Genomic DNA, 22,068 nt, shown 5'->3' on the forward strand with positions numbered 1-22,068 from the left:
TTGTTATTTTAACGCATTTACAATTGTAGTTACATTGTATTTAAACATTCCTATATATGTACCTTCTACAGTTCCTTTATCACCTAAAGCGTCAGAATATAATGTACCTCCTATGGCAACATCATGATTTTTAGATGTAACAGATGCCTGTAAAGCCTCTATTGTACGTTTAGGTACAGAACTCTCTACAAAAATAGCTTTCACTTTATTTTCTATTATAAATTTAGACAATTCTTGTACATCTTGCACACCAGCTTCTGTTGCTGTAGATAATCCTTGCAAACCAACCACATTAAAATTATATGATGCTCCAAAATAATTAAAAGCATCATGGGCTGTTACTAAAATTCTTTTGTCTTGTGGTAGCTCATTAATTTTTTCTCTTACTTCTGCATCTAGTTTTGTTAATTCTTGCAAGTATTTTTTGCTGTTTTGCTCATAAACAGCAGCATTTTTAGGGTCTGCCTTTTTTAACTCATTTGTAACATAGGTAGTTATTTGTTTCCAAAATGTAACATTAAACCAAATATGCGGATCGTAATTAGAAGCAAAATACTCAGAACCAATAAGTTCTTTTTTATTTAAAGCATCAGAAACAGCTATTGTTTTTTTTCCTGTTCTTTCCATTTTTTCAAACACCTCAACAAGCTTACCTTCTAAATGTAAACCGCCATAAAAAACTACGTCTGCGTTTACCAATTTCGTTACATCACCCTCACTAGCCTTGTACAAGTGCGGATCTACACCACTGCCCATTAAACCAACAACATTTATAGTATTACCGCCAATATTCTGTAATAAATCTGTAATCATTGTAGTTGTTGTAACTACGTTTAATTTTCCGTTAACAGCTTTTTTAGCATCCGTTTTACAAGCAGATAAACTCACCATTAAAACGCTAATTAGTACATATATAATCTTTTTCATTTTGTTATTTATTCTGTTATCTGCACAAACAAATTAGAAGCAATTTGGTTAGACACGTTAAAACTGTTTGCATTAATTTTTAATTGAAAAGATCCGTCAAAATCTTCCTTATCTATTACTTCTATCACATCTCCTAATGCAATTTTATTTTTATCTAAAAACTTTAAAAACTGACTAGAAGAATCCTTTACCCCTACACAAATACCTTTATCATTTACAGAAAGTTCACTCAAAAGCTTTTTATCTATCACTTTAAAATTACCATTCTTATCTGGTATTGGGTCTCCGTGCGGATCATACTTAGGGTAATCTAAAAGCTTATCTAACTTATCTATTAATTTTTCACTTTTAATATGCTCTAATTGTTCTGCTACCTCATGCACTTCATCCCAAGAAAACTCTAACTTTTCTACTAAAAAAACTTCCCATAACCTGTGCTTTCTAATAATAGACAAAGCCATAGATTTACCAGTATCTGTTAATGAAACACCTTTGTATTTTTTATAGTTTACTAGATTTTTTTCAGATAATTTTTTAATCATATCTGTTACAGAAGATGGCTTAGTTTCCATTTGCTCTGCAATAGCATTTGTAGAGATCTCATTAACTCCTCCTTTACCAATGTGAAAAATTGCTTTTAAATAATTTTCCTCGGAATGCGTCATCAAATTTAATTTTTACCAAAAATACATTTTTATTTCTAAAAACAAATTTTTAGATTTGTCTAAATTTAATTTTAAACTTATGAAAAAAATAATTTTACTATTAATAATTATTCCCTATTCTATTTTTTCTCAAGACTTTAACATTAAAGGAAAAGTAAGTAATTACAACACACCATTAGCATATGCATCTGTACACGTTAAAGGAAAGCCTATTGGCACTACAACAAATGAAGAGGGATTTTACAGTTTAAAACTAAGTAAAGGGGATTACATTTTAGTATGCCAAAGTGTAGGCTTTACCACTATTGAAAAGCAAGTTACAGTTAACAACAACCAAGCTCTTAATTTTAACCTTAAGGAAGATGTTTTGGGCTTAGACCAAATTGTGGTTACCGGTACCAAAACAGAAAAAAGAAGAACAGACTCTCCTGTAATTGTAAACCTTATAAACAGTAAAACGTTAGATAATGTTGTTGCCACTAACTTATCTGAGGGACTTAGGTTTCAACCAGGTTTAAGGATAGAAACAGATTGCCAAACTTGCAATTACACACAATTACGTATGAATGGCTTACAGGGTGGTTATTCTCAAATATTAATAAACGGGAGACCTGTATTTAGTCCGCTAACCGGTTTATATGGTATGGAACAAATTCCGGTAAATATGATAGAACGCATTGAAGTGGTAAGAGGTGGTGTTTCTGCACTATACGGCTCTAGTGCTATTGGCGGCACAGTTAACGTAATTACCAAAATACCTATTAAAAACGAATACAACTTAACCTATACCTACCAGAGTATTAACAATAACGCATCTGATAATATTTTACTTGGTAATGCTACGGTTGTAAATAATGATAGATCTGCCGGTGCTACATTTTTCATCAATAAAAGAGATAGAAATACGTATGATGATAATGGCGATAATTACTCTGAATTGCCTAGCCTAAAAAACAATTCTTTTGGGGCAAATTTATTTTATTTACCTTCTGAAAACGAAAAAATAGAAGCAAGTATAAGTAGTATTTATGAATACAGATATGGTGGCGAGCAAGTAAATAAAGCTGCTCATTTAGCAAAACAGTCTGAAGAACGCACCCATAATATAATAATGGGAAGTTTAGATTATCAGATAAATTTTAATGAAGATAAAAATAGTTTTATTGCCTACTATGGCGGACAAATTACAGACCGAGACCACTATACTGGCATACTACCAGATGATGAAAATGAGTTAAACTCTTTTTTGGTAAACCCACCATACGGAACCTCTAAAGTAGAGACTCACCAAGCTGGTGTGCAATTAAACCATAAAGTAGATTCATTTGTAGGCGGAGAAGCAATTTTTACTTTTGGTACCGAGTATGTTTATGATGATGTTTTAGATGTAATAGAGGCGTACAATTATAAAATAGACCAAACAACCCGAAATTGGGGTGCATTTTTACAAAGCGATTGGGATATTACTCCTAAAATTAATTTTTTATCAGGACTAAGAATAGACAAACACAACTTACTAGATAAAGTAATTGCTAGTCCTAGACTATCATTTTTATACAAAATGAATAAAGAATCTCAATTTAGATTAGGTTGGGGAACAGGCTTTAGAGCGCCACAAGCTTTTGATACCGATTTGCATATTGCCTTTGCAGGGGGAGGAATTTCTAGAATATCTTTGTCTGATAATTTATTTGAAGAACGCTCTAACAGCTACACGGCTTCTTTTAATTATGACAAAGCTACAGAGCATTTAATTGCTGGCTTTACAGTAGAAGGCTTTTACACAAAATTAAATGATGCTTTTTACCTTTTTCCTTTAGGCGAAGATAGTTTTGGTGAGTTATTTGAAAAAAGAAATGGTGACGGAGCCGTTGTGAAAGGTATAACAGTAGAAACAAGAGCTAATTTTGATTATGTTCTACAGGTTGATGCAGGCTTTACATTACAATCTAGCAAATTTACAGAAGCAGTAGAAAATATTGAAGGCTTACCTACTAAAAAAGAATTTTTAAGAACACCAAACACCTATGGTTTTGCAACACTAACGTACACACCAACTAAAAGGTTTAATGCCTCTGCTAATTTGGTTTATACAGGCAGTATGGATATTGCACATTTTGGAGGAGAAAACACGGGTCAGGCTATAGATGAGTACAAGGACACCCCATCTTTTTTAGAAACAAGCTTAAGATTAGGCTATACTTTTAACAGCAACAAATTAAATACTGGCTTAGAGGTGTTTGGTGGCGTAAAAAACATAACCAATGCTTATCAAAACGATTTTGATATCGGGAAAAACAGAGATAGTAATTACGTTTACGGTCCGTCTTTACCAAGAACCATTTTTTTAGGACTAAGATTAAAAAGTTTGTAACTAAAATGAAATTGCACTACCCAAAAATACTTATTGGCCTATTAATTGGCTATATAAACTGTACTCAATTAAATGCACAAGCGCACAAATTAAACTGGCTAAGCTTTAACCAGCTTGAAGACTCTTTAGCTGTAAAACCAAAAAAAGTACTCATACACTTTTATGCAGACTGGTGTAGTTTATGCAATAAAATGGAACGTAAAACATACAAAGACACCACCGTAATTAACAAACTAAAAAAAGAGTATTACGTAGTTAAAATGAATGTAGAATCTACTAAAAAAATAACATTTGGCGGCAAAATTTATGAGAACAAAAACTTTAAAAAAGTAAATGCTATTCATGAAATACCTTTATTAATGGCTAGCCGAAAAAACAAACCATTTTCATTACCAGTAACAGTTATTTTAGATGATACATTTACAGCAACAGCTAGGTATTTTCAATATTTAAATGCAAAACAACTTTTAAAAACAATACAATAACAATTTATTACGTTTGAAAAAAAATAACTTTAGTTACATTTACAAAAAAAAGCTATGAAATACCTTGTCTGTTTTTTTACCCTACTGTTTTGCATTACCACTATAAATGCACAGCAAAAACAAGACACTACTTTTACGGTTAGCAAAACTGAGGATTATAAATTATTATTTTCCGCTAACAAAAATGATCATATACATTTGAGTTTAAAGGCTAAAGGAAAAGGAGATATAGTTTATACCATAAGTAAGTATAAAGATGTAAATACAGCAATTTTTAAAACTTTAGGCAAAAAAGCAAATTATTGGCTAGAAGCTCCAGACACAGACCTATACCAATTAATTATAAAAACCAGCAATAGTAAGGATTCAAAAATAAGCTTAAATTTTAAAGTAGATTCTTTTAACAAACAAGCGCCTATTATTGCCTACAAAGAAGTTGCAGACACAACATATGCTACACCAATAAAAACAGACACAGAGGTTACTAAACTAAAAACAATCTCTTTACAGCAAGATAATTTTTACCTTAACAGTAGGTCTAACGACTTATTAAAAGGAGGAAAAAGCAGAGTTCTAGTACCAATTGCATTACCAAAAAATACAGTTTCTTGGTATTACGTTTTTAGTGCCTCTAGAGAAGAACAAGACATAAAAAACACAATAAAAAGTTTTGGTTTAGCCTCTACATTGTCTAATTATATAGATACGGAAAATTCTTTTTCGGGCGCAGTAGAAAATTTGAGTCCACCACCTGGAGCTAATATTTGCGACATTTATTTACTAAACGAAGAAAATGCATTACTCTTTAAACAAAAAGAAGACTATGCTCCCTACTTATTTGGCTCTAGAGAAAACTACAAGTCTGGTATTGTAAATGTAACAGACACTACCAAAGGCACATTTTATTTAGGACTTAATAATCCAGATAATATTTACGGCATACACATTGGCATAGAGGTTATTTGCATTGTAGAACAACAGCAAACCATACAGCAAATGCTAAGTAAGCCAATAATTACATTAAAGAAGGTTCCGTATTTGGCAGACTAAAAAGTTACACTTTTCTGGTCATTAGCCATAACCCAAATTGCTTTAATGCTTCTTTGTTTGTAGCAGGTATTTCTAGCTTATCTAAAACATTAAAGGCTTTTTGCGTATAATCTTCTATAGCTTGCTTTGTAGCAACATCTGCTTTAGACTCTTCAAAAATAACTTTTACAGTAGCTATTTTATCATTATTATTTGTTGGTTGTATAGAAAACAACTGATCTAATGAGTTTTGCTCTGCCTTAGAGGAAAGTTCTAATGCTTTTAAGTACAAGTATGTTTTTTTGTTTTCTATAATATCACCACCTACTTGTTTACCAAATGTCTTTGGGTCACCAAAAGCATCTAAATAATCATCTTGCAACTGAAAAGCTATACCTAAATTTTTACCAAAATCGTAAATTAAGTCTTCATTTTCTACCGTAGTTTCTGCTATTATAGCTCCCATTTTCATAGCAGCAGCAACCAAAACAGCAGTTTTATACTCAATCATTTTTAAGTATTCTGGTATGGTAACATCATCTCTAGTTTCAAAATCAACATCATATTGCTGCCCTTCACAAACTTGCAAAGCAGTAGTACTAAAAAGTACATTTAGTTTTTTGTATTGCTCACCATCATACTGTTCTAAAAGCCTATATGCTTCAATTAGCATTGCATCACCAGATAAAATACCAGTATTAATATCCCATTTTTCATGCACAGTTGCTTTTCCTCTTCTTAATGGTGCATCATCCATAATATCATCATGAACTAAAGAAAAATTATGAAAAACCTCAACGGCCATAGCTGCTGGTATCGCTTTTTTAAAATCTGTCTCAAAAATATCTGCAGTCATTAATGCCAAAATAGGACGCAAACGCTTACCACCTAATTGCAGTATATAATTAATAGGTTCATATAAGTTTTTAGGCTCCTTTTCTGTTGTAATTTTGTTTAATTTTTCTAAAAAAGACTCTCTATACTGGTCAATGGTGTGCATCTTTATTTTTTTTCCAAAAATACATGAAATACTTTTTAAGTAATTATAAATGTAACATTCATTTTAAACTAAGGTTAAGTAATAATAAAACTTAGGAAACTTTTTTTGTATTCTAAGTTTCCTGACTTATATTTGCGCCACATTATGAAAGAAAAAATTTTAGAAAAAGCTACAGATTTATTCTTAAGCCTAGGTTTTAAGAGTGTTACAATGGATGATTTAGCCAACGAATTGGGGATGTCTAAAAAAACCATTTACACCTACTTTGACAATAAAACAAAGTTAATAGAGGAAAGTACCTCTCATTTATTTTGTAATATTACTAAAGGGATAAACAATATTTGTGCGTTAAACCACAACCCTATTGAAGAAATGTTTGAGATAAGAAAATTTATAATCTCTAACCTAAAAGATGAAAGTTCATCTCCAATTTATCAACTACAAAAGTACTATCCTAAAATACACCAATCATTAAAAAAAGAGCAGTTTACATTTATGCAAAAATGTGTATTAGCAAATTTAGATGAAGGAATAAAATTGGGATTATTTAGAAAAAATTTAGACACAGAATTTATTTCTAGAATATACTTTTCTGGGATGACGGCTATTAAGGATGATGACTTTTTTCCGCCTGAAAAATTTTCAAAAATAAAATTAATGGACAATTATTTAGAATACCACTTAAGAGGAATAGTAACTATAAAAGGAGAAAAATTATTAACTGATATTATCAAATCAAATCAATCATAAATGAAAAGGAGTTTAACATTATTAGTATTGCTTTTGAGCATACAAATGGGATTTTCTCAGGAGAAACCCACTAGTTTCTCGCTACAAGAAGCAATTAACTACGCATTAGAGCACAATTATAGTGCTATAAATGCAGAACGAGACATAGAAGATGCGCAAAAGCAAAAATGGGAAACTATTGCTAGCGGTTTACCGCAAGTAAATGGTGCAATTAGCTACCAAAACCAATTAAAGCAACCTGTATCTTTAATACCAGGAGAATTAGCAGGTGGTGCACCAGGGTCTTTTATACCTGTAGTTTTTGGACAAAAACAATCTACTAGTGCTACAGCAACTTTAAGTCAGCAAATTTTTGATGGCTCATATATTGTAGGTGTACAAGCAACTAAAACGTTTATAGATTACAGCGCTAATAGTAAAGAAAAAAATGCTTTAGATGTACGCAAGGCAGTTGTAGAAGCATATGGCAATGTACTTTTAGCAGAAGAAAGTGCTGCTATATTAGAGAAAAACAAAACCGCTTTAGAAAAAAACCTTAACGAAACGCAAAAGATTTTTGAAAATGGTTTAACTGAAGAAGAGAGTGTAGAGCAACTGCAAATTACTTTAGCATCTATAACAAACCAGTTAAAAAACGCAATTAGACTTAAAAAAATTACAGTGCAAATGCTAAATTTAGTAATGGGCTTAGAACTAGACAACCCAACTAAATTAACAGAAGACTTAGATATTTTAACTGAAAAGCAGATAGATTTTAATTTAGTAGAAAGCGATTTAGTTTTAGAAAATAATGTAGACTACAAAATGGCACTTAACTTAAATGAGCAACGTGCATTAGAGCTTAAGTTAGAAAAAAGTAAAGCACTACCAACACTTAATGCTTTTGTAAATTTTGGATACACAGCTTACAGTCAAGAATTTGATTTTTTAAAGAAGGAAACAGATTGGTTTAACTCATCAATTTTAGGTTTTGATCTTAATATTCCAATATTTAGTTCTTTACGCAGAAGTGCATCTACACAACGTGCCAAAATTGCATTAGAAAAAGCAAAAACACAAAAAACAGAAGCAGAAGAATCTTTACGTTTAAGTTGGGAAAATGCAAAAAGTGAATACATTTTAGCAATAGAACAATACCAAACAAATAAAGACAATTTAGGCTTAGCAGAACGCATAGAGAAAAAAAACCAGGTAAAGTATTTTGAAGGTTTAACTACAAGTTTTGAACTTAGACAGGCACAAACACAATTGTACGCAGTACAACAAGAGTACTTACAGTCTATGGTAGACGTAATTAATAAAAAAACAGCTTTAGAATTAATTCTAAATAACTAACCCCAACACAACAATTTGTAACACAAACAACATGAAAAAAATATTCTACATACTAACACTTACAGCAGTTGTTACTGCCTGCGGAAGCAAAAACAATTCTGTAGAAAGCATTATTGCTAAGGGAGATATAGAAGCCATAAGAGAAAAGAAAGCTACGGTTTCTGAAGAGCACAAAAAGCTAGAGATGCAAATGTTTAAGCTAGACTCTGCCATTGCAGAAATACAAGGAAACAAAAACCTTCCTTTAGTAAGTACATTAACCACTAAAAATCAGGTTTTTAATCACTTTTTAGAACTACAAGGTAACGTACAAACAAAACAAAATGTTTTAATATACCCAGAAATGGCTGGTACATTAAAAAGAGTATACGTTAAAGAAGGACAAAAAGTAAACAAAGGGCAAATACTTGCTACTATAGATGATGGTGGTATGAGCAGTCAACTTGCACAATTAAAAACACAAGCAGAACTGGCAAAAACTACTTACGAAAGGCAACAAAGACTTTGGGAGCAAAAAATAGGTTCTGAAATACAATACCTACAGGCTAAAACCAATTACGAAGCCCAAGTAAACGCTATTAAACAGGCAGAAAGTCAATTAGGCAAATCTAGCATTAGAGCTCCTTTTACTGGCATTATAGACGATGTTATTAAAGAGCAAGGAACTGTTGTTGCCCCTGGTATGGGATCTGAAGTTTTTAGAATTGTAAACTTATCTAATATGTATTTAGATGTAGAGGTACCAGAGACCTACATTAAAAGCATAAAAAACGGAAAAGAAGCTGTTGTATATTTTCCAATTTTAAATGATAGCGTAGTTACTAAGGTTCGCCAAACTGGTAACTTTATTAATCCTAGTAACAGATCTTTTGTAGTAGAAATTCCGGTTCCTAATAAAAACGGAAATATAAAACCAAACTTAACAGCAAAAGTTAGACTTAATGACTACACTAGCAATGAGGCTATTTTAATACCACAAAGTGTAATTTCTGAAAATGCAAACGGAGAACAGTATGTTTATGTAGCAGAAAAAACAGAAGAAAACTATGCTAATGCTAAAAAGAAAATAATTACGACTGGTAAAAGTCAAGGCCCATTAACAGAGGTTGTATCTGGCCTAACAGCTAATGAACACGTAATTAAAGAAGGTGCAAGAACAGTTAAAGACGGACAAAAAGTTGAAATTTTAAATCAATAATTCCATGAGCAAAATACAAAAAAACGCCGACAAGGAATTTAAAATATCCTCATGGGCAATAGATAACCCTTCCGTTATTTATGTGCTAATTGGACTATTTTTATGGATAGGACTCTCTGCTTATATGGCAATGCCAAGAGAAGATTTCCCTGAAGTAATTGAAACCAAAATATATATAAGCACACCATACCCTGGTAACACTGCTGAAGATATAGAACGTTTAATTACAGATCCTTTAGAAGATAAAATAAAAAACGTAAGTAATGTTGTAGAGGTAACATCTACCTCGCAAGAAGACTATGCTATGATTATAGTAGAGTTTGACGAAGGCATTACTGTACAAGAGGCTAAACAAAAAATTAAAGACGAGGTAGATGCAGAAAAAGCAAGTGAAGACTGGCCTACTTTTAATGGTGCAAAAGTAGAACCTAATGTTTTTGATCTTAACTTGTCTGAAGAAATGCCTATTATGAACATTAACTTTACAGGAGATTATCCTGTAGAAAAGTTAAAAGATTTTGCAGAGTATTTACAAGATAAAGTTGAAGACTTGCAAGAAATAAAACAGGCAGACATACGTGGTGCTCAAGAAAAAGAAGTAGAAATTGCAGTAGACATTTATAAAATGATGGCTGCTAAAATTAGTTTTGATGATGTTTTAAATACAATAAGAGGCGGTAATGTTACTATGTCTGCTGGTAATTTAAAAACAAAAGAACAAAGAAGAACTATACGTATTTTAGGCGAAGTAAAAGACCCACAATTACTAAACAACTTTGTGGTTAAATCAGAAAATGGTGCTACTTACCTTAGAGATATTGCTACTATTACTTTTTCTGAAGAAGATAAAACTACCTATGCCAGAGAGTTTGGAGAAAGCGTAGTAATGTTAGATGTAAAAAAGAGAGCAGGACAAAACTCAATTTCTGCATCAGACCAAATAAAAGAAATTGTAAAAAAGGCCCAAAAAGAGTATTACCCACCAGATTTAAAAATTTCTATTGCAAACGACTCATCAACAAAAACCTTAAACCAAGTAGACGATCTTGTAAACAACATCATCTTTGGTATTATATTAGTTGTAACCGTTTTAATGTTCTTTTTAGGATTTAGAAACGCACTATTTGTTGGTTTTGCCATTCCTATGTCTATGTTTATGTCTTTTATGATATTATCTTTACTAGGCTACACCCTAAACACAATGATTCTTTTTGGAATGATTATGGGACTTGGTATGCTTGTAGATAACGGTATTGTGGTTGTAGAAAACGTATACCGTTTAATGGATGAAGGTTTGTCTAAAGTTGAAGCTGCAAAAAAAGGTGTTGGCGAAATTGCTTTCCCAATTATTGTATCTACACTTACAACTGTTGCAGCCTTTGTACCTCTTGGTTTATGGCCGGGTGTAATGGGCCAGTTTATGAAGTTTTTCCCAATAACACTATCTGTTGTTTTAGGTTCTTCATTACTTGTTGCTATTTTAATGAACTCTATGCTGGTTTCTAGATTTATGGAACTAGGCGAAAAAGAACTTACCGTTAAACAACTTATACGCTTAAGTATTATTCTTGGTGGTTTTGGTTTACTAATATTAATTTTTGGTGGCGCAATGAGAGGCTTAGGCTCTGTAATGATTATTACTGCAATAATGTTCTGGGCTTACAAGTATTTTATTAAAAAATTGGCTATTCGTTTCCAAAAAAACACAATGGTTAAGTTTGAAAACTGGTACGAGCGCAGATTAAAACACGCCTTAAGAGGCGGCAACGTTTACTGGTATGTAGGCGTAACTTTTGTGCTTTTACTTGTTGTTTTTATGCTTTTTGGTATGTCTATTGGCAGTAAAAGAACCAAAATAGAATTTTTCCCTGACAACATTCCTAATGAAATATCTGTTTACATAGAATATCCTGAAGGTACTTCTATTGAGAAAACAAATGCCATTACAAAGGTTATAGAAAAAAGAGTTTATGATCTTTTAGATGATGATATTTACAAGCACAATGGAGAAAATTTTATTGTAGATTCTGCAGTTTCTCAAGTTGGTGAGGGTGCTGGCAACCCACAAACAGATGGTGGTTCTACCGCAGAAATGCCGCATAAAGGTAAAATAACGGTAAACTTTAGCGAGTTTAAATTTAGAAGAGGAATTAACACAGAAGATATACGTGCAAAGGTGCAAAAAGCACTAAGCGGCATTTACCCAGGTGTAAATATATCTGTAGAAAAAGACTCTAATGGACCACCTGCTGGCTACCCTATTAATATAGAATTAGAAGGTAAAGACTATAATGAACTTATAGCAACAGCAGAAAGCATTAAAAACTTTATTAACACCAAAAATATAGCTGGTATAGAAGAAATAAAGATTGATGTAAACAAGAGTAAACCTTCTATGGAGGTTGTGGTAGACCGCGAAAAAGCTGGTGAACTAGGAGTATCTGTTGCTCAAGTTGGCAATCAATTACGTAGAGCATTGTTTGGAGAAAAAGCAGGGGTTTACAAAGAGGATGGTGATGATTATGACATTAACGTTCGCTTTAATGAAGATTTACGCTACAATACAAATGCATTATTTAACCAGAATATAATTTTTAGAGATCCATCTAACGGACAAATAAAAGAAATTCCGGTTTCTGCTGTTGCCACTACTAAAAACACCTCTGGTTTTAGCGCTATTAAGCACAGAGATAACGAGCGTGTTGTAACAATCTACTCTGGTTTAGAACCTGGTTTTACAGATGCTGCTGCAATTGTAGATGAGATACAAAAAGAAATGGAGGATTACAAAGGCAAACCTTCTACCGTAAAAATAGATTACACTGGCCAAATTGAAGAGCAAAATAAACAAATGATATTTCTTGTTAGTGCATTCTTTTCTGGTCTAGGCTTAATTATGCTAATTCTAATATTTCAGTTTGGTGGTATTTCTAAACCAATAATTATAATGATAGCCATTTTCCTAAGCTTTATTGGTGTGTTTGGTGGACTAATGATTACTGGGTGGTCTTTTGTTATAATGATGACAATGATGGGTATTATATCCTTAGCAGGTATTGTAGTAAACAATGGTGTTGTATTGTTAGATTATACCCAAATACTTATAGACCGTAAAAAAGTGAAGCTTGGCTTAGATGAAGGAGATGTTTTATCTAGAGCGGAAGCCACAGAAGCAATTGTAACTGGTGGTAAAGCAAGGTTAAGACCTGTAATTTTAACCGCAGTTACTACGGTACTTGGGCTAATACCACTTGCCATTGGTTTAAATATAGATTTCTTTGCTCTATTCTCAGAGTTTAATCCGCATATATACATTGGTGGTGACAACGTTATATTCTGGGGACCTTTAGCTTGGACAGTTATATTTGGACTTATAGTAGCTACATTTTTAACCTTAATAATTGTACCTGCATTGTTTGACATAACATACAGGTTAAAAATAAGGTTCTCTAAAAAAACTGAAGAAACTAAAATTAGTGCAGAGTAATTACTGTTATATACCATAAAAAAAGGCGCAATAAATGGCGCCTTTTTCTTTTAATTTTTTTTAGCTAAAAGCTATTCTTTTATTTTATCCTGAATTTTTTTAGAAATCATAAAAATTACCAACAACACAATAGCGCACAAAGCTGCAACAATACAGATAAGGGCAATAGTGCTTGGGCCGTTTAGTGGATCTTCAAAATTTATCTGAGTTACGTTGTACCCAATTAGCAATCCTGCTATTAAAAACAAGATTATAAATATTACTTTATTCATTTTAACTTCTATTTAAAATAGTTCATTAATATTTGCTGCAAATAGTTTTACTGCTATTGCAAGCAAAATTACACCAAAAACTTTTCTAATTACATTTAATCCGCTTTTTCCCAGTACTCTTTCTATTTTTTTAGAAGACTTTAACACTATATAAACAAAAAGTATGTTTACTAAGATAGCTACAATTATATTTTGTACGTGATATTCTGCTCGTAAAGATAATAAAGACGTCATTGTACCAGCACCCGCAATTAACGGAAAAGCTATTGGTACTATAGATGCCGTTTCAGGAACATCATCTTTATAAAGTGTAATACCCAATATCATTTCTATTGCCATAAAAAAGATAATAAAAGAACCCGCTACGGCAAAAGAGTTTACATCTATACCAATAAGGCCAAGTATTTCTTCACCTACAAACAAAAAAGCAACCATAATTAAAGTAGCTACTAGCGAAGCTTTTTCAGACTGTATATGTCCAACTTTAGCTCTTAAACTAATAATTATAGGTATACTACCAATAATATCTATTACCGCAAAAAGAATCATACTAGCAGTAACAATCTCCTTAAAATCAAAAAAACTAGAAGGCATAATTTAACTTTTTTTAAAAATCGGTGCAAACTTACACTTTATAAAACGGTTTTAAATTACTAAAATTAAAAATAACAACTTATTAACGTTAAAAAAGTATCTTTGCAATCTTATATTACGCATATGTTTCAAATAGGAAAAACTATAGTATCTGAAGAAATTATTGACAACGATTTTGTTTGCAATTTAACGGCATGCAAGGGCGCTTGCTGCATAGACGGTGACGCTGGCGCTCCTTTAGATGACAAGGAAACGGAAATATTGGTAGATATTTACCAGGATGTTAAGCCTTTTTTAAGGCCAGAAGGTATTGCTGCCATAGAAGAGCAAGGTGCTTTTGTTAAAGGAGAAGATGGTGAGTGGGAAACTCCTTTAGTAAATGGAAGTGAATGTGCTTATGTGGTTTTTTCTGATAACGGAACAGCTAAATGTGGATTAGAAGATGCTTACAACGAAGGCATTACCAGCTGGAAAAAACCGGTATCTTGCCACCTATATCCTGTTAGAACAAGAGAATACACAGAGTTTACAGGTGTAAATTACCACAAATGGGAAATTTGTGATACAGCTTGCTCATTAGGTCAAGAATTAAAAGTACCTATTTACAAGTTTGTAAAAGAAGCTTTAATTAGAAAGTTTGGAGAAGATTGGTATAATGAATTAGACTTGGTAGCAAAAGAATACACCAAGTTAAATAATGGGAATAGTTAAAATAACTTCTGTACCCAAAGCTTTTTTATCTTCATCTTTTAAGTCTATAAACTCTACTTTAAAAGAGTTTAAATAGTCTTTAGAAAAGTTTTTTAAGCGTTCTTTTGTAATATCTATACCTAAAGATTTTCTTTTAAGCACTTTGGCTTCTTTAATTTTTTCTGATGCCGCTCTGCCTATACCATTATCTGTTATACGAATTATTATAAACTCTTCATCTTGTTTTGAGATATGAAGGTGTATTTTTTTAATCCCTTTTTTAGATGACAACCCATGCCATAAAGCGTTTTCTAAAAAAGGTTGAAGAATTAGTGATGGTATTTTTACTTGGTTTACATCTACATCCCTATCAACATCTACCGTAAAATCTATTTTATTAGAAAATCTAATGTTTTCTATATGCATATACAAGCTAACGGTTTCTAACTCGTCTTCTAATGAAATTTCTCTTAATGAGGATGCTTCTAATATTTTACGAACTAGTTTAGAAAACTTATTTAGATAATGCACCGCATTTTTCTTTTCATTATTAATAATGTAAAGCTTAATAGAATTTAAAGAATTAAATAAAAAATGAGGGTTCATTTGGCTACGCAGCATAGTTTGCTCTAGCGTGAGCATTTTTTTATCGCTGGTTAATTGGTTTTGCTTGTAAAAGACAAACAAAACAACCATTAATAACACTAAAGAAATACCTATGATAAGTAAAGTAGCTCTATTCTTTTTAAGCTTTAACTTTACTATTTCATTGTCTTTCCTAAGGTTTTCTATTTCATTATTAATTTTTTCATTCTCGTACCTTAAAATAACATCGTTGGCATAACGTATGTTTCTAGTACTACTAATTTTTTTTTCTAACTCTATAGCTCTTTTGTAGTAAGTTAAAGCATTATCATGATTACCTTTTAATTGCTCTAACTCAGACAATCTTTTGGTTCCTAAAGCAATTATTCTTGGTATACCTTGGTCTTTACCAATTTCTATACTCCTTTTTATGTGGTTCTCTGCTTTTTCAATGTTATTTAACTGCATGTAAGCCCAACCCATATTTGCCTCTACAAAAGCAGTAATGTACTTATCTCCTATTTGTTTGGCGCCAACTAAAGCAGTTTCTAAAAGCACAATGGCTTTTTTAGTTTTATTCTGTTTTAGGTAAACTTGAGCTATACTATTATTACAAATTACCTGCCCTTTGTCTGAGTCTATTTCTTCATTATACGCTAATGAAGTTCTGTATTTTTCCAAGGCTTCCTCTAATTTACCTTGTTCCTCTAAAGCTTCTCCTATATTTTGGTAATTAATAGCTAAACCAAGCTTATTACCCAACTCTTCTTCTATTTTTAAAGATGCATTATACCTGTTAATAGCCAAGTTATACTGTTCTAAACTATGGTATAAATTACCAATACTATTTAGAGATACATTAATACTTCGTTTTAAATCTTTACTAGGCTTTTTTACACTTTCTGCTAGCTCTAAGGCCTGTTGGTTATAATCTAAAGCGGTACGTATTGCATCTATTCTTCTGTAGTCTACACCCAACATATTTAAGCTATATACCTTAAACTCTATATTGTCTGCTAATGTAGATGCCTCTAAACCTAGTTTATGTAATTGTATTGCTTTTTTATATTGAGATAAATTTCTGTATACCGTTCCTAATTGATTATAAGCATAAGATGCACCTACAAAATACTTACTTTTATCTGCCCTAGCCACAAAATACCTTAACAATAAAGTATCCTTTTTACTGTATTTAACAACAGTATTTATTTGGTCATAAGTTTGCGGTTTTGCAAGTATTAAACTATCTATTTTTTGTTTACTTTTTTTACTAAGTGTAGTCTGTGCTTTTACTTCTGCACTAAGCAGACATAAAACACACATTAATAAAATATGTAGTAATTGCTTTGTAGTAATTATGTTGTTTTTTAATTTAAAAGTCATAACCAAATTAAAGCAAATCTAAAAAGTTAGACTTTTTTTGTCTAGACACAGGAATTCTGTCGTTAGATTGCAACACCAAGTAACCATCTGTTTTAATAAATTCTTTTACCTTATTTACATTTACAATGTAAGAGTTATGCACCCTAAAAAAGTTTTCTAAGGTAAGCATATCATCAACCTCTTTTAGTTTTTTTGTTAATACAACTTTATTGCCATCATCTAAATATAGTGTACTATAGTTACCATCAGACTCAGCATACATAATTTCATCACTATTTAAAAAAATAAGCTTTCCGTCTGTATTTATAGTAATCCTTTTATTTGCTTTATTAGAATTAAATCCTAAAAGCAATCGTTCCAAACGCTCAATGGTATCGTTTTTCTGATTGTATTTTTTAATCTTAACAATAGTATCATTTAAGTCATCTGTATCTATAGGTTTTAGCAAGTAATCTATAGCTTCATTTTTAAGAGCCTTAATAGCATATTGGTTGTATGCAGTGGTAATTACAATAGGATATTCTCTGTCTTTCACCTTTTGCATAAACTGAAACCCGTCCATAATTGGCATTTCTATATCTAAAAAAACACAATCTGGTATATTTCCGTCTAAGTAATTAAGGGCCTCATAAGGGTCTGTAAAAGAAGCTACCACTTTAATTTCATCACTAAAGTTGGTTAACTCCCAAGTTAAGCTCTGTATGGCTTTTATTTCATCGTCAATTACAACTGCTTCTATCATAACAAAGATTTAGAATAGTAAATGTACAATACAATGTTTAAAACAATATTTTTTTTGTGTAGTTGGTTAAAAATTACGTGTTAATTGCTTAAAAAAGCTGATTTTCATACAAACTATACATTTTTTTTCTCCATCTATACATTGTTAACGCATAGATTAGTAAATGATTATAAATTAGCAATGTATTAGATGTGCGTAATACAACATTTATAAAGTAAACCTAAAAGCAATTACAGAATTATGAAAAAATGTATTTTTATGTTTAGCCTATTAGTAATTACTATAGTTATTGCCGCGCTAATAGAAAACAACAAAACAACAACAAAAGACAAAAAACAAGAGGCTGCTTTAATTACAACAGATAAAAACGCAGATTCTTTACTAGCAACAACAGTAAATAAATAACAAAATTAATTTTATGATACCACCAAACTAAGAGTTTACGATTCTAAAGGACGTGTATTAAAAAAACAGAATACACAACTGCGTTAAGCAGCCTGCTTTAATAAAACGTTAAATGGTTTTTATTGCAAATGGTTTAAAGGTTTCGGGGGGAACTACCTGAATCATATAATAGTTCATTTTTGTTTGTATTAAAGTCAGAATCGTAAAGTTTGGTGCGTCATAAATTGCTACTTCACTCACAAACAACACTTCTAAATAATATACTTTTTGGTTTATTTTTTTACAGCATTTTCCTGTTTAAAAACTAAAAAAACATATAAATTCTTCAAAGGCAATAAACATCACTGGCGAGGACACATGTCAACAATTACTGTTAAAAACTTATAGCCTAAAAGCCGCAAAAGCCCTTTACCATGTGGCTACATTTTACAATCTTTGTAGTCCCCCAAGGTTTAAGGGTCAATTCTCCTTAAAATTTTTAAAACAGTTATAATCCAGATTTAAATTATGTCAGCAGCAATAGAACCTATTTTAGAAAAAAACGAAGACAGATTTGTAATTTTCCCTATTAAACACAACGATTTATGGGATTGGTATAAGAAATGTGAAGCTAGTTTCTGGACAGCTGAAGAAATAGATTTACACGCTGATCTTGATGATTGGAAAAATAAATTAAATGACGACGAGCGTTACTTTATTAAACATATACTAGCATTTTTTGCTGCATCTGATGGTATTGTAAATGAAAACCTAGCAGAAAACTTTGTTAGCGAAGTACAGTATGCAGAAGCAAAATTCTTTTATGGTTTCCAAATTATGATGGAAAACATACACTCGGAAACATACTCATTGTTAATTGATACATATGTTAAAGATGAAAAAGAAAAAGATATTTTATTTCACGCATTAGAAAACTTTCCTGCTATTAGAAAAAAAGCAGATTGGGCATTAAAATGGATAGAGTCTCCAAGCTTTGCAGAGCGTTTAATTGCTTTTGCTGCAGTAGAAGGTATATTCTTTTCTGGTTCTTTCTGTTCTATATTTTGGCTTAAGAAAAGAGGCCTAATGCCAGGATTAACCTTCTCTAACGAATTAATATCTAGAGATGAAGGTATGCATTGTGATTATGCTGTTCACCTACACAACCACCATTTAATTAATAAAGTACCTAAAGAGCGTATTACAGAAATACTTGTAGACGCATTAGATATAGAAAGAGAATTTATTACAGAATCTTTACCTGTAAGCTTAATTGGTATGAACTCTAAATTAATGACACAATATTTAGAATTTGTAACAGACCGCTTATTAGTAGAATTAAACTGTGACAAAGTGTACAACTCTACAAATCCATTTGACTTTATGGATATGATTTCTCTTCAAGGAAAAACAAACTTCTTTGAAAAAAGAGTAGCCGAGTACCAAAAATCTGGAGTTGCCAACAATAATGATGGTGACGACGCACAGAAAATTAGCTTTGACGCAGATTTTTAAAATTTAACCCTTTTATTTTTTAGAATAAATTTCTAAAAAAAGCACTATAAATAACCAATTTGTTGAGTCTCACAAGACTTGACCTAACCAACGTATCACTAAAAACAATTGTAGCATGTATGTAGTAAAAAGAGACGGCAGAAAAGAATTAATAATGTTTGACAAGATTACGGCAAGAGTTCGTAAGCTTTGTTATGGCTTAAACGCATTAGTAGACCCACTAAAAGTGGCTATGCGTGTAATAGAAGGTTTATACGATGGTGTAACAACATCTGAGTTAGATAATTTAGCAGCTGAAATTGCAGCTACTATGACAACCACTCACCCAGACTACGCCAAGCTAGCTGCGCGTATATCTGTATCTAACTTACACAAAAACACAAAAAAATCTTTCTCTGAGGTAATGAAAGATTTATATGAATATGTAAACCCTAGAACAGGTAAAAAAGCACCTCTTTTATCTGACGAAGTCTTTAAAGTGATACAAGACAACTCAGAAAAACTTGACTCTACTATTATATACAACCGAGATTTTGGCTACGATTATTTTGGATTTAAAACCTTAGAACGTTCTTACCTATTAAAACTTAACGGTAAAATAGCAGAACGCCCGCAACATATGTTAATGCGTGTTTCTATTGGTATACATTTAAACGATTTAGATGCTGCTATAGAGACATATGAACTTATGTCTAAAAAATATTTTACCCACGCTACACCAACATTGTTTAACTCTGGTACTCCAAAGCCACAAATGTCTTCATGCTTTTTACTTGCTATGCAAGACGATAGTATTGATGGTATTTATGACACATTAAAGCAAACTGCTAAAATATCTCAGTCTGCTGGTGGTATTGGTTTATCTATACACAATGTAAGAGCTACAGGCTCTTATATTGCAGGTACAAACGGTACATCTAATGGTGTGGTGCCAATGCTACGCGTTTATAATGACACGGCTCGTTATGTAGATCAAGGAGGAGGAAAACGTAAAGGTAGCTTTGCTGTTTATGTAGAACCATGGCATGCAGATATTTTTGAGTTCCTAGATCTAAAAAAGAACCACGGTAAAGAAGAAATGCGTGCGCGTGACCTTTTTTATGCAATGTGGATTCCAGATTTATTCATGCAAAGAGTTGAAGCTAACGCAGATTGGACATTAATGTGCCCTAATGAATGCCCTGACTTATACAAAAAGCATGATAAAGAGTTTGAAGAGGCATACTTAGCCTTTGAAGCAGAAGGCAAAGGAAGAAAAACAATTAAAGCTCGTGATCTTTGGGAAAAAATACTAGAATCTCAAATAGAAACTGGTACACCTTATATGCTATATAAAGATGCAGCAAATCGCAAGAGCAACCAAAAGAACCTAGGTACCATACGTTCTTCTAACTTATGTACAGAAATTATGGAGTATACTGCTCCTGATGAAGTTGCTGTGTGTAACCTTGCCTCTATTGCATTACCAATGTTTGTAAAAAATGGCGAGTTTGATCATAAAGAACTTTTCCGTGTAACAAAACGTGTCACCAGAAACTTAAACACAGTAATAGACCGTAACTACTACCCAGTAGTAGAAGCAGAAAACTCTAACATGCGCCACAGACCAATTGGTTTAGGTGTACAAGGTTTAGCAGATGCATTTATTATGATGCGTATGCCTTTTACTAGTGATGAGGCAAAAAAATTAAATCAAGAGATTTTTGAAACATTATACTATGCTGCCGTAACAGCTTCTATGGAAATGGCTAAAGAAGATGGGCCATACTCTAGCTACGAAGGGTCTCCAATATCTAAAGGAGATTTTCAGCATAACTTATGGGGTATTAAGGATGATGAATTATCTGGTAGATGGGACTGGGAAAAATTACGTAAAAGCGTACTAAAAAATGGGGTTAGAAACTCTCTTTTAGTTGCTCCTATGCCAACAGCATCTACATCTCAAATTTTAGGAAATAATGAATGTTTTGAGCCTTATACATCTAATATTTATACACGTAGAGTATTATCTGGTGAGTTTATTGTTGTAAACAAGCATTTATTAGAAGATTTAGTACAATTAGGGCTTTGGAACGAGAGCCTAAAGCAAGAGCTTATGCGTGCTAACGGCTCTATACAACATATTGATATTATTCCTGAAGATATTAAGGAACTATACAAAACAGTTTGGGAGTTAAGCATGAAAGACATTATTGATATGTCTAGACACCGTGGATATTTCATTGACCAAAGTCAGTCTTTAAACTTATTTATGGAAAATGCAAACTACTCTAAGTTAACGTCTATGCACTTTTACGCATGGAAAAGCGGACTTAAAACTGGTATGTACTACTTAAGAACTAAGGCTGCTGCAGATGCAATTAAATTTACAGTAGACAACAGCAAGAAAAAAGAGAAACCAGTTGTTGAGGCTCCAGAGCCTAAGTTAGCTGCAGTTAGCGCTGCACCTAAAGCAACTGCAACAGAGTTAAAAGTAAACCCTACACCTGCAGATTCAGATGTAGAACCAATGAGTGCAGCAGAAATGAAAGCACTTATAGAACAAGCTAAAGCTGGCCAAGCAGATGACGATTGTTTAATGTGCGGCTCATAACAGCGTAAAGCTTTATGAACACCTCTCGTTATGGACGAGAAAAAAAATACCTCAACTATG

18 protein-coding genes are annotated in these 22,068 nt (G+C 32.2%); 11 read left to right on the forward strand and 7 right to left on the reverse strand.

Translation table 11 applies throughout. From position 1 onward, the window contains the following. Positions 1-3: 3 nt before the first annotated feature. Complete coding sequence (locus tag JM80_RS02075) at positions 4-927, reverse strand: metal ABC transporter solute-binding protein, Zn/Mn family (RefSeq protein ID WP_144709091.1); 924 nt, start codon at positions 925-927, stop codon at positions 4-6. A gap of 8 nt (positions 928-935) precedes the next feature. Further along, complete coding sequence (locus JM80_RS02080) at positions 936-1,592, reverse strand: metal-dependent transcriptional regulator (RefSeq protein WP_013621255.1); 657 nt, start codon at positions 1,590-1,592, stop codon at positions 936-938. A gap of 79 nt (positions 1,593-1,671) precedes the next feature. Between JM80_RS02080 and JM80_RS02085 the strand changes: the two genes are divergently transcribed. From JM80_RS02085 to JM80_RS02095, 3 genes are read left to right on the forward strand one after another with little or no spacing between them, the layout of a single operon-like run. Beyond that, complete coding sequence (locus JM80_RS02085) at positions 1,672-3,966, forward strand: TonB-dependent receptor (protein ID WP_144709092.1); 2,295 nt, start codon at positions 1,672-1,674, stop codon at positions 3,964-3,966. A gap of 5 nt (positions 3,967-3,971) precedes the next feature. Further along, a complete protein-coding gene (locus JM80_RS02090; protein WP_089118413.1) occupies positions 3,972-4,451 on the forward strand; it encodes a thioredoxin domain-containing protein in 480 nt (159 codons plus the stop codon). A gap of 54 nt (positions 4,452-4,505) precedes the next feature. Next, complete coding sequence (locus tag JM80_RS02095; RefSeq protein ID WP_144709093.1) at positions 4,506-5,501, forward strand: hypothetical protein; 996 nt, start codon at positions 4,506-4,508, stop codon at positions 5,499-5,501. A gap of 4 nt (positions 5,502-5,505) precedes the next feature. Here the strand turns inward: JM80_RS02095 and JM80_RS02100 are convergent, their stop codons facing one another. Continuing rightward, complete coding sequence (locus JM80_RS02100; protein ID WP_144709094.1) at positions 5,506-6,480, reverse strand: polyprenyl synthetase family protein; 975 nt, start codon at positions 6,478-6,480, stop codon at positions 5,506-5,508. Between the two features lie 144 nt (positions 6,481-6,624). Here JM80_RS02100 and JM80_RS02105 point away from each other — a divergent pair, with 144 nt between their 5' ends. Genes JM80_RS02105 through JM80_RS02120 form a run of 4 tightly spaced genes read left to right on the forward strand, consistent with a single transcriptional unit; the run spans position 6,625 to position 13,250 of the window. Next, positions 6,625-7,230, forward strand: a complete 606-nt coding sequence (locus JM80_RS02105; protein ID WP_034644782.1) for a TetR/AcrR family transcriptional regulator — start codon at positions 6,625-6,627, stop codon at positions 7,228-7,230. Beyond that, positions 7,231-8,565 carry a TolC family protein gene (locus tag JM80_RS02110; protein WP_144709095.1) on the forward strand — a complete coding sequence of 445 codons (1,335 nt, stop codon included), beginning with the start codon at positions 7,231-7,233 and terminating at the stop codon, positions 8,563-8,565. A gap of 31 nt (positions 8,566-8,596) precedes the next feature. After that, positions 8,597-9,763, forward strand: coding sequence for an efflux RND transporter periplasmic adaptor subunit (locus JM80_RS02115; RefSeq protein WP_013621248.1), 1,167 nt, complete (start codon positions 8,597-8,599; stop codon positions 9,761-9,763). Positions 9,764-9,767: 4 nt separating this feature from the next. Continuing rightward, positions 9,768-13,250 carry an efflux RND transporter permease subunit gene (locus JM80_RS02120; protein ID WP_013621247.1) on the forward strand — a complete coding sequence of 1,161 codons (3,483 nt, stop codon included), beginning with the start codon at positions 9,768-9,770 and terminating at the stop codon, positions 13,248-13,250. A 71-nt stretch (positions 13,251-13,321) separates the two neighbouring features. Here JM80_RS02120 and JM80_RS02125 read toward each other — a convergent pair whose 3' ends face one another. Next, positions 13,322-13,522: a hypothetical protein gene (locus JM80_RS02125; RefSeq protein ID WP_013621246.1), complete on the reverse strand. Its 201-nt coding sequence runs from the start codon at positions 13,520-13,522 to the stop codon at positions 13,322-13,324. Positions 13,523-13,534: 12 nt separating this feature from the next. Then, positions 13,535-14,116 carry a MarC family protein gene (locus JM80_RS02130; RefSeq protein WP_013621245.1) on the reverse strand — a complete coding sequence of 194 codons (582 nt, stop codon included), beginning with the start codon at positions 14,114-14,116 and terminating at the stop codon, positions 13,535-13,537. Positions 14,117-14,239: 123 nt separating this feature from the next. On the opposite strand from JM80_RS02130, the gene JM80_RS02135 reads away from it, so the two are divergent. Further along, positions 14,240-14,827 (forward strand): DUF3109 family protein, encoded by a 588-nt coding sequence (locus JM80_RS02135; RefSeq protein ID WP_034644776.1) that lies wholly within the window; start codon positions 14,240-14,242, stop codon positions 14,825-14,827. On the opposite strand, the gene JM80_RS02140 is transcribed toward JM80_RS02135, so the two are convergent. Then, on the reverse strand, positions 14,807-16,774 hold the full coding sequence (locus JM80_RS02140; RefSeq protein WP_144709096.1) for a tetratricopeptide repeat protein: 1,968 nt from the start codon (positions 16,772-16,774) through the stop codon (positions 14,807-14,809). The genes JM80_RS02135 and JM80_RS02140 overlap by 21 nt on opposite strands. A gap of 7 nt (positions 16,775-16,781) precedes the next feature. After that, positions 16,782-17,516 (reverse strand): LytTR family DNA-binding domain-containing protein, encoded by a 735-nt coding sequence (locus JM80_RS02145; protein ID WP_013621242.1) that lies wholly within the window; start codon positions 17,514-17,516, stop codon positions 16,782-16,784. A gap of 240 nt (positions 17,517-17,756) precedes the next feature. On the opposite strand from JM80_RS02145, the gene JM80_RS16400 reads away from it, so the two are divergent. From JM80_RS16400 to JM80_RS02155, 3 genes are all read left to right on the forward strand, one after another. Beyond that, a complete protein-coding gene (locus JM80_RS16400; RefSeq protein ID WP_161633457.1) occupies positions 17,757-17,921 on the forward strand; it encodes a hypothetical protein in 165 nt (54 codons plus the stop codon). A 507-nt stretch (positions 17,922-18,428) separates the two neighbouring features. After that, the gene (locus tag JM80_RS02150) at positions 18,429-19,415 is read left to right on the forward strand and encodes a ribonucleotide-diphosphate reductase subunit beta (protein WP_013621240.1); all 987 of its coding nucleotides are present in this window, start codon (positions 18,429-18,431) and stop codon (positions 19,413-19,415) included. Between the two features lie 115 nt (positions 19,416-19,530). Beyond that, the gene (locus JM80_RS02155) at positions 19,531-22,008 is read left to right on the forward strand and encodes a ribonucleoside-diphosphate reductase subunit alpha (RefSeq protein WP_013621239.1); all 2,478 of its coding nucleotides are present in this window, start codon (positions 19,531-19,533) and stop codon (positions 22,006-22,008) included. Positions 22,009-22,068: the final 60 nt, after the last annotated feature.

Origin of the sequence: Cellulophaga sp. RHA_52, assembly GCF_007827205.1 — a bacterium.
In the GTDB taxonomy this organism is placed as follows: domain Bacteria; phylum Bacteroidota; class Bacteroidia; order Flavobacteriales; family Flavobacteriaceae; genus Cellulophaga; species Cellulophaga lytica.